The following is a 15630-nucleotide window of genomic DNA, read 5'->3' as shown; positions in this document are numbered from 1 at the left end:
CCTATCTAAAAAACTAAGCCCCTTCCGATTTGGCCATTTGAGCCAATTCTTTATTCCACTGCTCTTGTAAGTCCAGAAGACTGTCTTTGTAATGTGCGTTAAAACGTTCCAATGTGTTTTTCTTCTGACTTAAACGCATATTTTCGCGCAAAGTATTTCCCGCGTCTTCCAGTAAGCGGTTAAAAGGTTTGCGCGCTTGTAGCACAGCCTCTTTTCCATACAGATATTCAATACGGTTTTCCAATTGTTGATGAGTGGTAATCATTTCAGAACGCAGAGCAGTAATCTCATCTTCAGAGGTGATACCTGCGGGATCCGCTGTTTCTTCTGTCACCTGTTGGATTTGCTGTCTTGTGAACAATAAAATTTGAGCCAACTTATCATTGAGTTCTTTTTCGTTAGCGGCACTAGCCATAGCATATTCAAAATCTTCTATCGCTTTGTCCAACACGGGCCGAACTGCCGCAGCTGTTTCAGGTCCATAGTACAATTCCATTCGGTTAGCGAAATCTTCACAACGATGCTGCAGACGTTGAGCCGCGCGGTCCAAGGATTGTTGATCGGGTTTTAAGCGGTTTGCGGTGTCTGTTTGGTCCATCAACTCTTTAACAGATTTTTCCTGATCGGCCAATGCCTGATTTACTTTTTCCTCCAGTTCCGCCGGTGAAGAAGCATCTTGGATGGCTTGTCGGATTTGATTTCTATATTGGTCGGCCAATTGCTCTAAACGAGTACCGTTGCGTTGGGTGTATTTTTCCTGCAAACGATTTTGCAAAGATTGTCGGTTCCGCTCAAAGGACTCTGTCAAAAAATCAAGATCTACTGTTTGTGTGTTTTTGGTCAAATGAGAAACATCAAGCGGAGCTACGATATCTAACGGTTTTTGGCGTTCTTGATCCATTTGGGAAAGCGTTTTCGCTTTTTTCATATATTTCTCAATATTGGCCTGACGATTAAACTTAGAGGAAGACTCATCCTCCGGTTTGACACAGGCACTCAGTAACATACTTACTACACAGCATAATAACATTAGTTTTTTCATAAAACCTCTTCTAATATAGAACTCCTGTTTATATTATGACTAAAATCTGATTTTTGTGCAAGCCGTTTATAACAAGCCACAAATACGGACGAGAAACTTTCAAACAGAATGTGCTACTATTGGAAATACTCAGCGAGACTTAGCGGGAATCAGCAAGAATATAAACACCGTCTTCAATATTTCCAAACTAAAACAAGCCGACACAAATACGTATTTGTACACTTCCAATTCCTGCACGGTAAAAGAGCCGTGCAACGCATACACAAATGCGCCCACCGCCCGTACAATAGGTACAAAAGTAAAATCTAAATTACTAATAAAAGCTAAAAAGGCTTGTAAAAGCGATAGCATCCACACCAGTCTCTCACCTAGCAAAATAAATACCACTTGTCCGGCATACAACACAAAAAATCCCAAATGCAAACGCAACAGAACTGCTCCGTTATGCATATCCCGTGACAGTGCGATCGTGTTCATAATTAGTCCGCACACACACAGAATCCAAATAATTTTAAGCCATATCGGCAAAGCTACAAAACGCTTCCATACTGCGGTTATCATGCTATATGCTCCATAAACAAACTATTTTTGCGCTGATAAACCTGCAAGGCGAGTTCTATCAACTCTGTCAATATATCAACATAGGCTACACCGGTAGCTGCAAATAATTGCGGGTATAAACTGGTTTCGGACATACCGGGCATCGTATTCATCTCAGAGAACCAGGCTTTTCCTTGTTTATCTACCAAGAAATCCGCTCTGGCCAGTCCGCTTCCGCGCAAGCCCTGAAAAATCAATTCACTTCCGCGACGGATGGCCGCTCTTGTTTGTGCGGGCAAAACCGCCGGCACGCGGGTTTCACATCCTCCTACCGTGATGTATTTGGCCTGATAATCAAAAAATTCACTGGCTAATGATTTGAGCTCTCCACATTCAGAAGAACGGACTCGAGTTCCCTCCCCCAGCAAACCGCAAAACACTTCCTGTGGGGCGTCTAATCCTTTTTCCACCAACACATCCGTATCAAAACGAAACGCCTGCTCAATGGCCTGGTGCAACTGTTCAACAGCCGTTACCTTACTCACTCCGATAGAAGAGCCCAAGCGAACAGGTTTGACAAATATAGGATATCCGGTCTCATGAGCCCATTTTTCCAAGGCTAAATGGTCATATCCGCACGCTTTGTTTAAGCATTGATAGGGAAGCGTCGGCACACCGACAGTTTGAGCTACTTGCTTGGAAATTTCTTTATCCATGCCCATGGCAGAAGCCAACACGCCGCATCCTACATACGGCACTTGTAACGATTCCAAAAGTCCTTGCAAAGTACCGTCTTCTCCATTCGCGCCGTGCAATACCGGAAAAAACACTTCCGGACGTAACCACTTGTTTTGGGAAGGGATATATAAGCTGCCGTTAGCAGATACTACCGGGGTAATGGCTATATCTTGCGGGGTACGCTCGGAACAAGCGGTTTGTAAAAACCAATAACCGTCTTTATCAATAAAAACGTGAAGCACGTGATATCGTGGGTCTGCTTGTAATGTACGGCACACCGTACCGGCACTATGCACAGACACTTCATGCTCGGTAGATTTTCCTCCATACAACACCGCTATTTGCAAAGAATGATTCATACGCAAGATTCCCAATGTGAGTGTATATATTATTTATCTTCCCGGAAAATAGACCACTTCATCCGGCCGATAAAACTATCCGTTTTCTCTAAGAAATCGTCTTCCAATTCCACTTCCGGTTGAGGAATAGGATCTGCCACTTTAATCTCCGGCAAATCAGCGTCCGTTTTCACTTGGGCATGTAATGTGTTTTGCATTTCTACGGGAGCGTTCTCCACTGCAGGAACTGTTGGCTTTGAAGCGGCCGTAGTAGTCGCCGCCTTTTGTACCGGCAGGGAACGCACCGTCACGGGCTGACGCACCGGCGCGGACGGACGAGGGGAAGTAGCAGCGGAGGCTTGACCTTTTTTCAATTCGCGGTTTTCTTCCGTCAACACCGCAATTTTCTCTTTCAAACCGCTAATTACTTCGTCGTTCTTCTCTATTTTCTGTAATAAGGTCTTGAAATTTTGCTCCAGCGTTTGTTTTTCATCGCTTACTAATTTTAAGGCTTGTTGGGCATTGGTTAAACGCTGTGCCAACGTCTCATGTTCCTCTTGCAAGCGTTGCATACGTTGGGTAAAAGCAGCCAAGCGTTTTTGATCCGCTTTTTCTTTCTCAGCGGCCTCGGCACGCAGTTGTACTTGCAACGTTTCCAATTCCCGCGTTTTCGCCTCGTACAAGGCAGCTAATTGTTCTCTTTCTTCCGCTAATTGTTGCAATTTCAAATTTTCCGTTTTGAGCGATTCGATTTCTTCTACCTGTTTCATACAGGTGGTAGACATCTCATGCAATTGTGTTTCCAACTTACTTACTTTTTGCTCGTATTGACGTTTTACGGAAATGATACGTCCCTTAAAATCAAAAGACCGGAAACGCTCCTCTGCAGCGGTCAAAGCATCTCTTAATAGCAAAATTTCTTTTGCCTGATCAGCTGATTTGCGTAGTGCATCCGTTCGCTCTTGTTGTGTCCGTTTAATTTCACGGTCCAAGGCCGTGTTTACTGCTTTTAATTGAGAGGCTTTTTGTTGCAGACTGGAAATGATACGTGCCTTCTCCACAGATTCTGCCTGTGCGGCCGCCAACGCCTGCGAACTGGCATCTCGTTCCTGTTGCCACGCATTTTGCAACGAAGCTAAAGCCTGATCATTTTCACTTGCCATAGCTTGTAATTTAGCTTGCTGGCCGGCCCGATAATTTTCGAACTGATGATAGGCAGATGCCGCGTAATTTTCAGTAGCAGGCGCATCAAACGTCCGCGTAATAGCTGGCGTATTATACACAGGTGTCGTCGGACGTACGTGGGATAAATTTTCGACACTTTGTTTTAAGTTGGCAATGGTGGAAGCGATGTTAGAGAAAAATGCTTCTCTGCTTTGTTGATTTTCAACAACCTGACGGGTACGGGCCAACTCTTGCATCACTGCTTCATTCTGAGCGGTAGAAGCGGCAAATTTCTCTTCCAATTCCTGAATTTTCTCTTCTAATTTTGCAAAAGATTGGTTGTATTTTTCCTGTACGGCAGAAGAAGGTTCTTTCACTTCTTGCATGGGAGTAGGAAATGCAAAATCTGCCGAGTCGGCCGGTTGATTAAATTTTTCTAAAAAACGGGTAATATCGCTTTGCCCGTCCCACTGAGTATTGTCCATTATACGCTCCGCCCAAAAAAGGATATATTAAATTTAATCACAATCTGAGCCGTCTGTCAATCCTTACGCGCGGCGCGCGCGTGCGAAACGTGTTTCTGCAGTGCCCGTTGCAAGTTTGCCACCACGTAAAAAGACCCCGTCACTAAGATATTGGTATGCGTAGAAAGTGCCGCTTTTATTGCTTGCGTAGAAGATGAGAAAGCATACACGGACGTCCGTGCCGGGCACAATTGTTTTAATTGAGCCGCGGCCACCGCACGCGGGTGATTAAGTTCGGTTACGTATACGGTTTGAAAATGTGGAACCAGTTGTGCTAACATACGCTGATAATCTTTATCTTTCATAAACCCGCACACCAATGCGGCGGATTGTTGAAAGGGACTTTTTTGCCAAAAAGCAAGTAATTTTTCTACTGCTTGCGGATTATGCGCCCCGTCTAAAATCACGCGCTTTTTCCCAATTTTTATCATTTCAAATCGGCAGGGCACTTGCACTTGGGCAAACCCTTTTTTGATGGCTGATTCCGGTATGCCTAAAAAACGGCTCACCTGATAAATCAAACAAGCATTTTGGATTTGCTTTTCTCCCAGTACGTTCCATTTCCAAAATTGTTTTTGCTTTTGCAAACGTAGCTGTCCTTTCTGCCAACAAATATCTTTCAAGCGAAAAGGTTGCCCAACACGCACGACAGACAACGGGGCCTGTTTTCTTTGAGCCGCTTGCCTAATTTCTAACGCAGCTTGTACGGGAAGCACCGAACAAAAAACGGGGACTTTTCGTTTGATAATGCCTGCTTTTTCACGGGCGATTTGTGCCAATGAATTTCCCAGTACAGCACAATGATCCAGTCCAATGGAAGTAATCACACATACTACCGGCCGACATATATTGGTTGGATCTTTTCGCCCGCCTAATCCGGTTTCCAACACCACATAAACGGCTTTCTGCTCGGCAAAATACAGAAAAGCCACCGCCGTTAAAATTTCAAAAAAATTCAATTTTTCTTCTTCCGCCGCCAATACTTGTTGGCAAAGTTTCATAAGAGTTTTTTTAGAAATACACCGACCATTGATTTGAATACGCTCGGTAGGGCTATGTAAGTGAGGAGAAATAAATAAACCCGTCCGGTACCCTGCAGAATGCAATACTTGTGCAGTTGCATAGCAGACACTTCCTTTGCCGTTGGTGCCCGCCACATGAATAATTGAATAACGCTCTTGCGGATTTCCCAAACGCTCCAGCAAACGCTTAAAAGCGGTCGGGCCCGCACCATAAACGGGCCCGATCCGGTTGAACAAGTCTGTAAAAAAAGTGTTAAAAGTCATCTTTATCCGGGTTGTACCGTTTCACACGAGCTCCCAAAGCGTTTAGTTTACCTTCCGGATTTTCGTAGCCACGGTCAATATGATATACGCGTTCAATTTCAGTCGTGCCTTGTGCACATAATCCCGCTATTAACAGGGCAAAACCGCCGCGCAAATCCGAAGACATCACCCTTGCCCCGGACAATTGTTTCACACCGGTAATACGGGCAATACTTTTTTCCGTTAGAATTTGTGCTCCCATACGATTAAGTTCGGGTGCGTGCATAAAACGGTTTTCAAAAATATCTTCATCTACTTCAGCAGTTCCGTCTGCTAACGTCATCAAAGCCACCCACGGGGCTTGCAAATCCGTAGCAAACCCTGGATAAGGGGCCGTTTTAATACGCAGCGGTTTTAATGGCGTATCATACGGTTTGACATGCACAAAATTCGGTCCAATTTCCAAGGGAATACCCGCTTCCTGCATACAATCTAGCAGCATAGCATTGTGTTCGGGCACACATCCTTCTACTCGCACGTCTCCTCGCGTAGCGGCCGCAGCCAGCATGTAACTGCCGCTTTCAATACGATCTGCCACAACCGTGTGTTCTGTTCCGTGCAACACGGCCTGTCCGCCAATAACCAGCCTCCCTTTACCGTCATTGTCAACGCTGGCTCCCATTTTACGCAACACACTCGCCAAGTCTTCAATTTCCGGTTCTTTGGCTACGTTTTCTAATATCGTTTCGCCAGGTAGCAAGGCCGCACACATCATCAAATTTTGCGTAGCCCCCACACTGGGAAAACGCAAAGTAATATGTGCCGGATGCAATTCTTTAGCAGACAGCACCACATTTCCGCGTTCGGTAGTACAGTGCGCTCCTAATTTTTCAAATCCTTTCAAGTGAATATCTACCGGTCGAGCCCCCAAGGCACAACCGCCCGGCAAAGGAATTTCGGCCGCTTTGAATCGTGCCAGCAAGGGCCCCGCCACCCAAAAACTGGCCCGCATTTGCTTGACCAACTCATAAGGGAGGGTATTTTTCAAAGGCCCACTAGCTGTAATCGTTACCGTGCCTTTTTCATAAGATACACTTTTGCCAAGCGCTGTTAAAATTTTAAGAGTCGTGCGCACATCACGCAGGTTCGGAACGCGGTGTAGCACAAAAGGATCATCGGTAAGTAACGAAGCCATCAAAATAGGCAAACACGCATTTTTAGATCCGCTAATTTGTACTGTTCCCATTAATTTTGTTCCGCCTTCTACTAAAAATCGATCCATAGTTTTCTCCTATTATCTAAGTCGCGCAAATACAAAACGCTCGATACCTGCAAAATCTTTTTTCACACCACCATCCCAACGTTTACCGTCAAATAAAGCACATACCTTATCTGCCTGTCCGGCGCCGATTTCCAAAGCTAATGTACCGCGTGCATTTAGATAATCGGGCGCTAAACTGATTATTCGCCGGATCATATCCAATCCATCCTCTCCACCGTCTAAGGCCATCCGCGGTTCCTGCTTAACTTCGGCGGATAATTGCGCAATTTCGTCGCTGGCAATATACGGCGGATTGGAAACAATTAAATCAAAACGTCCGCTGACCTGTTCAAACAAATCACTTTGTAACCAGATTACTCTTTCTTGCAACTTAGTCAAACGGGCATTTTCCGATGCCAGTTGCAAGGCTTCTGCGGACAGATCTACCCCCGTTACTTGTGCCTGCGGTAATTTAGCCGCTAAATATAAAGCAATGCAACCACTGCCCGTACACAAATCCAAAATGGCGGGGTCTGCCCCCTTTTCAAATAAACCGGCACAATACTGAGCCAATTCTTCCGTTTCCGGTCTGGGGGCTAAGGCACGCGGGTCGCTACGCAATAACAAACCGCCAAAATCAGCTTCTCCCGTAATATAAGCAACCGGAACCCCCTTTTCCTTCTGTTCAATAAAATGCCAAAATGTTTCGGCTTCTGTAGCAGTAACTTCTTGCTGGCTAAAAGCCAATACGCGTGTACGTGTGGTATGCTGAGCCGCCGCCAATAAAAATTCTGCTTCCGCCTGTGGTTGCGGTGTGCCGGCTTGTGTCAGTTGAGAAATAGCTCTTTGTAGTAAGGCAGCGCGGGTATGGCTCATAACATTTTTTTCACTTGCTCCACAGCTTGCTGTAATTGTTCCAACGAAAACTTATTCACCGTTTCGGGAGCGGTACGCACAATCACGGCTTTGGGGTTGAGAGGGGCATTATATTTGGAGAAACGATTGTAAACCCCCAGCGTAGGGCGATGATATCCTGCCGCCAAATGCACAACGGAAGTATCGGGCGTAACTACCAATTCTGCCCGCCGTACCAGCTCGAATAATTCAAAAATATCCGCTGTTTGCTTGACGTGCACTTGTGGCAAATCAGCAAAAATTTCCACCCACATTGCCCGCTGGGCGGGTACAGTCGGCACTACAAAAGGGCGGTTTAACTCTGTTAACGATTTTACCAAGGTATGTAAAGTTTCTTTGGAAAAACGCCGCGCCGATATGGAACCGGACGGATTAAGCAAAATATACGATTGAATATGAGTACCGGTTAGCCAACTATCTACCTGAGATTGAGTCTGCGGCGGAACAGGCAAATCATAGGAGGCATCCGGATGCTCAATTCCAAGTAATTTTAGGATGGCTTGCTCGTGCTGGCTGGCGTGTTCGGCAAAGGCACCAAAAGGTTGCACGGGACTGGTAAAACAATCCAGCACTTTATCCCCCCCTGTAATCCATTTGAACAGGCGCCAATTCCAAAACTTTTTACGCGAACTATCTAATACTAAATCAAAATGTTTCCGACGTAATTTAAGAGCGGCCCCTATTAAAGAGATCCATCGTTGATTGGGACGTATTAAGGTGCGCACCGGCAGTTTAATCACTTCATCTACGTAAGCATTATATTGAAAATAAGGATAGGACGGGCCAAAACACGCTACCGTAATTTTAATGTGCGGATTGGCCTTTTTAATTTCCCGGTAACAACACGAAGACACAATAGCATCCCCGAGGGATCCTTCGCCGCGGCAGACCAAAATATTTTTTAATTCGTGCACGTTGGGGATTTGCTTCATACACACATTGTACAATACTATAATTGTAAATTTTTCAATTTTTCTTCTACACGCAACTTGCGCAAATCTTCCAAAATTTCAGTAATATTTCCTTCCATAATTTCAGCCAAATTATGGTAGTTTTTATCAACGCGGTGATCGGTCACGCGGCTTTGCGGAAAGTTATAGGTGCGTATTTTTTCACTGCGGTCACCGGTGCCCACTTGGCTTTTGCGCGCGTCGTAAATTTCTTTATTACGCTTTTCTTCTTCTATCTGATAGAGTTTGGCCTTGAGCATAGCCATCGCTTTCTCGCGGTTTTTGCCTTGGCTGCGCTCCTCACGACACGAAACCACCACTCCGGTAGGTTTGTGGATAATACGCACCGCGGTTTCTACTTTGTTAACGTTCTGTCCGCCCGCTCCGCCACTGCGGCAGGTCTCCAGTTCCAAATCTTCCGGCTTAATTTCAATATCAATATCTTCCGCTTCCGGCATAATGGCTACCGTTACGGTAGAGGTATGCACGCGGCCGGAGGTTTCCGTATCGGGCACGCGTTGTACACGGTGTGTGCCGGCTTCATCACGTAGCCACGAGTAGGCCCCTTCCCCCTTGATAAACATGCTGACGTATTTACATCCTTTCAAACCGGTCGGGGTATATTCCAGCAGCTCGGTTTTCCAACCCTTGGCATCGGCAAAATGTTGATACACGCGCAATAATTCCGCGGCAAACAAAGCCGATTCCTCACCTCCCGCACCGGGACGGATTTCTAAATAAATACTTTTGCTGTCATTAGGGTCTGGCGGAATAACAAGAACGCGCAATTCTTGTTGCAAAACCGGCAATTTAGCTTCCAGTTCGGCCAATTCTTCTGCAGCCAGCGCGGCCATTTCTTTATCGGACCCGTCTTTGATAATTTCGCGGTCTCCTTCTATGCTGGAAAGTACCGTATTGATTTCATTTTCTTTTTCAACAATGGGTTTTAAGAATGCATGGCGTTTGGATTTTTCCATGAGTTCTTTAGGTGATAAATTGCCGCTCATCAGCTCTTTTTCCAATGTGTTATATTCTTCTAAATACTTAGCGGTATCCATATATTATCCTCGTGGACTGTAATAAAAAAACAGACCCCCGAAATGAGAGTCTGTTTTTTCAAATTTCGTTGCTATTTAGCAGCTTTTTCAGCTTTTGGGGCTTTTTTCGCCGGAGCTACAGCCTTGGGGGCTTTTTTAGCAGCAGCGGCTTTTTTCATGACAGCCTTGTTAGCTAATTTGGCTTTTGCTTTGACTTCCGTTTTCGGCTTGCGAGTTACGGTTTTGCCGGACGTAGAAGCAAAGCGTTTATTAAATTTCTCTACCATACCTTCCGTATCTAACAATTTCTGCTTACCGGTAAAAAACGGGTGGCAGGCTGCGCAAATATCTAATTTTAAGGTTTTGACGGTAGAACGCGTCATAAATTTGTTGCCGCACGCGCAGACCGCTTCAACAAAATCATATTTCGGATGTATTTTTTCTTTCATATTTCTTCCTCTAAAAAAGTAGGGGCAAAAACGCCTTCCTGATTATTTTAGCATAAATAGCACGCCCCTGAAAAGGATTTTTTATAATTTAATTAAGACAATTAATTCTATTGGCCGGTAATACGAATATGTTTCCACTTGCCTTGCAGGAAACGTGCCAGCATGAGTATTGCCGTGAGTCCCGCATAGAAAGTAAGCCAACTCCACACCGCAAATACACTACTGTGCCACACGTACACCAGCACCCATGTCCCGGGGATTAACAACCCCCATGCACACGTCAGCATCACCAGCATATAAAAGCGCGTATCTCCGGCTCCGCGCAAAGCCTCTGCGAAAATCAAATAGGTAGCATCCATGAGCACAAACGCGCTGATTAGTTTCATCAGCGGTAATGCTTTGGCCACAATCTCTGCGGCATTGGAAGATTGCGGCGTAATAAAAAGCCCTACAAAGAAAGAGGAAAAACAGAAAAATAACAATCCTACGGTTGCGGCGTAACTATAGCCGATTTTGCAGGCATTTTTCACAACCTGTATGCTTAATTCCGGTTTATTTAATCCTTGATATTTACTCACCAAAATTTGAATTCCGATTCCTAATCCTAAAATAACCATAAATACCACCGGTTGTAAAGACATAATAATATTACTGGCCTGCAGAGAAATCACATCGATATTTCCAATCATAAACGTAAATAAGGTAAAAGACATCACATCCATTAAAAAACCAAAGCCGTTGGGCACCCCGTAACGCAAAAGTCTGGAAAAAACCGGTTTATAAAATCCGGCCAATTTGCCCAGCTTATAAGTTTTGCCCGTCCGGCCCGCGAAAATTAATACTCCAAACAACAGCGTCATAAATACACAGCTCCATACCGTCGCCCAGGCTGCTCCGCCCACTCCCATAGCCGGAAAGCCAAATTTGCCAAAAATCAGTACATAGTCCAACAAAATATTCAATAGATTTCCACTTAAAGTGACCCACATCGAGATTTTTGTTTTCCCTCGTCCGCTGAAAAAACTGGCCAGTGCATTGTTCACCACAGCAAATCCGCCAAATAAATTCAAAATCGAAAAATAGGTAATTTCTAATGGGGTTATCATCGCCCCGTGCTTAAACCCACGGATTAACCAATTTCCCACCGGAGTTAATGCCGCCAACACAATGGCAGATAACCCCGCTAACAAAATACCTTGCCACAAAGAAACGCTTACGGAAGCAAATTTTTTGCGTGCCTGATATTGAGAAATAAAAACACCTGTGTAACTGGCCAGCCCCATAAATAAAGAGGCAAATGTCAAAGCCAAAATGCCGGCCGGAACGCACGCGGCCAAAGCCTCGTGACTATACCAAGACAAAAACATGCGGTCCACAAACTGCATGATTACTTGGGCAGCCATGGTAATAATTAAAGGATAAGACAAAAGCCACAATTCTTTTATAGAAGCTGGTGGCACTTTTTTACTGACAGACATTTTCTACTCCACTAAAAAACCCGCCCCTGGGGAGCGGGTCTTGAAAAGTCTAAAAAATAAAAATTTATTTTTTAACGACTTTCACGGCTTTCGGGCCTTTTTCGGATTCAACGATTTCGAATTCTACTTCCTGGCCTTCTGCCAAGGTTTTGAAACCATCGCCCTGAATTTCTTGATAGTGCACAAAGAGATCTTTAGAACCATCTTCGGGCGTGATGAAACCATAACCTTTTTGGTCGTTAAACCATTTTACTTTTCCATTTGCCATTTTACTTTTTACTTCCTTTTTTGATATCAGATATCTAAACTTAATAGATATCTATATTTATTATAGCATAACTTATTATTTTTAGCATATTTTTTTACGGCTCAATTTGTATATAATACAAATATGCCGCTGATAGAAGCTGTGCCAAACATATCGGAAGGGAAAAATACAGCCGTGCTACAAACACTGGCCGCGTATTGGCGCACCTGTCGCGCCGTGCAACTGTTACATATAGACAGTAATCCCTCCGCCAATCGCACCGTTTACACGCTGGTAGCAGAGCCTGCTGCTTTATTGGAAGCATTGTTTGGATTTATTGACAAAACCACACAACTACTGGACATGCGCATGCAACACGGAACACATCCGCGCATAGGCGCGGTGGATGTATGCCCGCTGATTCCCATCAAAGATATTTCGCTCAAACAAACGGCCCAACTGGCCCGGCAATTGGCGCACCGCGTCGGCCAAGAATTACAAATTCCGGTTTATTTATATGAAGCGGCCGCCCGCCAAGAAGAACGAAAAAATTTAGCTTTTATCCGTAGCGGCCAATACGAAAATTTACCTAAAAAATTACGCACCTTACCGCCTGATTTCGGCCCGCAAGAAATTAATGCACATGTACAAAAAACAGGAGCCTGTATCATTGGAGCGCGTAATTTTTTAATTGCGTTTAATATCAATCTGAACACCCGTGATGTCCAAGCGGCGCAAAAAATAGCCGCCCGCATTCGCGAAAGTAACGGTGGGTTGCCCGGCGTAAAAGCAATCGGATGGTACATGGAAAATTTCAAACGGGCGCAAGTATCCTGCAACATTGTAGATTTTCGTCAAACTCCATTACACTTGGTTTATCAAACCTGTCAACGATACGCAACTCAAATGGGATTGCAAGCTACGGGATGTGAACTGGTGGGACTGGTGCCCTTGGAAGCCATGCTGGACAGCGGACATTACTATACTCCGCAAGAAAAAGAGATACAAACTCTCTTGAACGTTGCCGCGCAAAAATTGAATTTATCTGAGGTCAAACCGTTTGATCCTTTCCAACAGATTTTCGAAATTAAAGCAGGACTGGTTACTTTAGAAAAGTAAACAGAGATAAAAAATGTTCCAGCGGCACGTCTTGAGCGCGCACAGTGGCGGGTAGTTGGCTTTGCGTCAAAGCACCTTGCACTTTCTCTTTATCATACCCACACAAAGACAAGGAATTAAATAAAGTTTTACGCCGGTGTTGAAAGGCCGCTTTTATCAAGCGAGCAAAGCGTGCATATTGCTGCGGAGGTACTTGCCAATCTGTTTTTTCAAAAGTCAGTACTGCGCTTTCTACCTTCGGAGGCGGATTAAAACAAGCCTTTCCCACCTTGAGCAGTAAAGCAGGCTTACTGCGCACTTGAGTCAAAATAGATAAGGGGCCGTACCCTGTTTGGCCGGCACGTGCCAAAATGCGGTCTGCCTGTTCCTTCTGAAACATAAAAACAGCTCCCGCAAAATGCTCCCAAGATAGCACTTTGTCCAAAATATCCGCCGCATCTATGTAGGGCAAATTACTCACCACCCAAGTGGGCCGCGCAGGCAATTGTTGCAAATCAAAACGCATAAAATCCGCCCGCACCAATCGGCCTGCGAGTTGCGGAAAATGTGCTTGCAGATAGCTTTCCATTTCGGGGTCAATTTCCACCGCCGTAAAACAAGGGAAATTCTTTTCAAGCAGTTTCTCGGTCAAAGCTCCTCGCCCCGGCCCGATTTCCAGCACATCTGCCACCCCTGCCGGTACTGCTTGAATAATACCGTCAATAATACGCGCATTTACTAAAAAATGTTGCCCGTATTTTTTCATTGATTCTCCAAAATTTTCAGATTGCGCGTGGCCACTTTATGATGAGGTTGCAAAGAGAGCACTTGCCGGTAATACGCCGCGGCTTGCTCGTCGTCTGCCGCAATAACCGCCGCCGTACCTAGGCCTAATAAGGGCAAAACATCCTTCGAATTTTGCGAGGCCGCCTCGGCAAAAATATCCCGTGCCGCTCCGGCTTGTCCGGCAAGCAGGGCCGCCAGTCCCTGTAAAATGGAATATTCCGCGCCGTTCATTTTTTCTTCCTGCAAGTCAGCCGCAATATCTTCCACATACCGTATCCATGTTTTGCCCATGACCCATAGTCCCATATCATTTCCCACAATGCGCGGGTCATACACCGCTTTGGGGGCCACCGTGCGGTTTTGGGTCAAAGCAGACGGGGACGTATAATCCATCGTGCGCCCTTGCAAGGTCATACTTACTTGATATTTATCTCCCCCCATGGTGGCCGCGCGGGTAAGCTCTTGCGTAAAATTTTCCACTTGCGAGGCGCGGGTGTTTTCATCGGTGGCGTTTAATACAAAACTGCGCTGGAAAGACATGGGGGTTGCACCGTCTGCCACAGCGGAGGAGGCACGCAAACTTTGATAGGCCTCTGCAAATTTACTGTTTTTATCGCCGGAAGCGGCGGGGGTAGCTAACGGCTGATAATCCAAATTTACTTGCACATTAATATCTTTTCCGGCCGGCACTTTGAGCAAATTCTGCTTAAACTGATCAATTTGTTTTTGGAAATCGTCGGCGTTCTGTCCGCTAGCGCGGTACACGGCATTAAGAGCCAGCCCGTCTGACTTAAATGGAGCAATAGAAAATGCCTCCTCTAATACGGCCCGCGCTTCTTCGCGTCGCCCCAGACGCGTGAGCAAATAACCGTATCGCAGGCGTGCCACAAAATCTCCGGGTTTGGTTTTCACTGCTTTTTTGTAATACTTCAACGCTTCTTCGGTGTGGTCTTGTTTTTCGTACAGAGCCGCCAGTGCCAGCTGTGCATCTTCATAACGGGAAAAATACTTCAAGGCCTTGTGATAAGATTCTTCGGCCTGGCTGTCTCTGCCCATAAAGTCATACAAAGTGCCCAACTGATAATGATACAAAGGCTCACGCGGCATCAGTTCCACGGCGCGGCGATACTCATCCAATGCCTTTTCCCACTCATGCTGAGCGGCATAGGTAGAACCCAAATTCATGTGGCTGTCTGCTTTAAGCGGGTTTAATTGGGTGGCTTTTAAGAAATTTTCCTGAGCTTGAGCAATATCCCCTTTCCACCCCCAGGCAATACCCATCAGCTGATACCCCATGGCATCGCGCGGCTCTAAGCGCAAGCCCTCGCGGTACTCGCTCATAGCATCATCCACCTTTCCGCTCCAATACAAAGAAGCACCGTACAAGAAATGCGGCAGCGCATCGTTTGGGTTTTTAATAATTGCTTTGGCAAATGAATTAGCCGCCGCCTGATAACTGGCCAAAGACATTTCCCCCATCCCGCGCCGCATATCGGAAACGGACTGATCTAACATAATACGGTCCCAAACGGTTTGGGAATAGTCGGTTTTGATTTCTTTTTTACCGAAGTCAAACGGGAAAAATGCCCACGCGGGCACGGCGGCGGCCCACAGCAGAGCGCTAAACAAGACAAATAGGGTATTTTTCCTAATAGACATATGTATATTGTAGCAATAATTGACGGAAGGAACGAACGGGAAAAAAGGATAAGCAGGAGATTGCCGACAGAACACTCAGAGGAGCCAAAACACAAAAAGCCGCCCCGGTATTTCTACCGGGGCGGGATAAATACGCTTA

General features: G+C 45.5%; 15 protein-coding genes. 1 reads left to right on the top strand and 14 read right to left on the bottom strand.

Features of this window, described 5'->3' with window-relative positions; translation table 11 throughout:
* Positions 1–13: 13 nt before the first annotated feature.
* From IKN49_05960 to IKN49_05905, 12 genes are all read right to left on the bottom strand, one after another.
* Positions 14–1042 carry a hypothetical protein gene (locus IKN49_05960; protein ID MBR3632583.1) on the bottom strand — a complete coding sequence of 343 codons (1029 nt, stop codon included), beginning with the start codon at positions 1040–1042 and terminating at the stop codon, positions 14–16.
* 129 nt (positions 1043–1171) lie between these two features.
* Complete coding sequence (locus IKN49_05955) at positions 1172–1603, bottom strand: hypothetical protein (protein ID MBR3632582.1); 432 nt, start codon at positions 1601–1603, stop codon at positions 1172–1174.
* A complete protein-coding gene (locus IKN49_05950) occupies positions 1600–2679 on the bottom strand; it encodes a D-alanine--D-alanine ligase (protein MBR3632581.1) in 1080 nt (359 codons plus the stop codon). Before IKN49_05950 ends, IKN49_05955 begins: the two co-directional genes overlap by 4 nt.
* Before the next feature lie 29 nt (positions 2680–2708).
* Positions 2709–4307: a hypothetical protein gene (locus IKN49_05945; GenBank protein MBR3632580.1), complete on the bottom strand. Its 1599-nt coding sequence runs from the start codon at positions 4305–4307 to the stop codon at positions 2709–2711.
* A gap of 56 nt (positions 4308–4363) precedes the next feature.
* Positions 4364–5632, bottom strand: coding sequence for a bifunctional folylpolyglutamate synthase/dihydrofolate synthase (locus tag IKN49_05940; GenBank protein ID MBR3632579.1), 1269 nt, complete (start codon positions 5630–5632; stop codon positions 4364–4366).
* Positions 5622–6893, bottom strand: a complete 1272-nt coding sequence (gene murA / locus IKN49_05935) for a UDP-N-acetylglucosamine 1-carboxyvinyltransferase (protein ID MBR3632578.1) — start codon at positions 6891–6893, stop codon at positions 5622–5624. The genes IKN49_05940 and murA overlap by 11 nt, the downstream gene beginning before the upstream one ends.
* A 12-nt stretch (positions 6894–6905) precedes the next feature.
* Positions 6906–7748 carry a peptide chain release factor N(5)-glutamine methyltransferase gene (gene prmC / locus IKN49_05930; protein MBR3632577.1) on the bottom strand — a complete coding sequence of 281 codons (843 nt, stop codon included), beginning with the start codon at positions 7746–7748 and terminating at the stop codon, positions 6906–6908.
* Complete coding sequence (locus IKN49_05925; protein MBR3632576.1) at positions 7745–8719, bottom strand: glycosyltransferase family 9 protein; 975 nt, start codon at positions 8717–8719, stop codon at positions 7745–7747. Before IKN49_05925 ends, prmC begins: the two co-directional genes overlap by 4 nt.
* A gap of 17 nt (positions 8720–8736) precedes the next feature.
* Positions 8737–9795 (bottom strand): peptide chain release factor 1, encoded by a 1059-nt coding sequence (gene prfA / locus IKN49_05920; protein ID MBR3632575.1) that lies wholly within the window; start codon positions 9793–9795, stop codon positions 8737–8739.
* A gap of 71 nt (positions 9796–9866) precedes the next feature.
* Positions 9867–10223, bottom strand: coding sequence for a 50S ribosomal protein L31 (gene rpmE / locus IKN49_05915; GenBank protein MBR3632574.1), 357 nt, complete (start codon positions 10221–10223; stop codon positions 9867–9869).
* Positions 10224–10330: 107 nt separating this feature from the next.
* The gene (locus IKN49_05910) at positions 10331–11701 is read right to left on the bottom strand and encodes an MATE family efflux transporter (protein MBR3632573.1); all 1371 of its coding nucleotides are present in this window, start codon (positions 11699–11701) and stop codon (positions 10331–10333) included.
* Between the two features lie 64 nt (positions 11702–11765).
* Positions 11766–11969: a cold-shock protein gene (locus IKN49_05905; protein MBR3632572.1), complete on the bottom strand. Its 204-nt coding sequence runs from the start codon at positions 11967–11969 to the stop codon at positions 11766–11768.
* Between the two features lie 123 nt (positions 11970–12092).
* On the opposite strand from IKN49_05905, the gene ftcD reads away from it, so the two are divergent.
* Positions 12093–13067 carry a glutamate formimidoyltransferase gene (ftcD, locus tag IKN49_05900; GenBank protein MBR3632571.1) on the top strand — a complete coding sequence of 325 codons (975 nt, stop codon included), beginning with the start codon at positions 12093–12095 and terminating at the stop codon, positions 13065–13067.
* Here ftcD and rsmA read toward each other — a convergent pair.
* Together rsmA and IKN49_05890 are read right to left on the bottom strand one after the other, a co-directional pair.
* Complete coding sequence (gene rsmA, locus IKN49_05895) at positions 13051–13812, bottom strand: ribosomal RNA small subunit methyltransferase A (protein ID MBR3632570.1); 762 nt, start codon at positions 13810–13812, stop codon at positions 13051–13053. The two genes, ftcD and rsmA, sit on opposite strands and share 17 nt — an antisense overlap.
* Entirely contained in the window at positions 13809–15491 is a 1683-nt protein-coding gene (locus tag IKN49_05890; protein ID MBR3632569.1) for a tetratricopeptide repeat protein, read from the bottom strand. Before IKN49_05890 ends, rsmA begins: the two co-directional genes overlap by 4 nt.
* Positions 15492–15630: the final 139 nt, after the last annotated feature.

Source organism: Elusimicrobiaceae bacterium, from assembly GCA_017528825.1.
Taxonomy (GTDB): Bacteria; Elusimicrobiota; Elusimicrobia; order Elusimicrobiales; family Elusimicrobiaceae; genus Avelusimicrobium.
Note: the sequence above shows the minus strand (reverse complement) of the source record. Positions and strands in the feature narration are given on the sequence as shown.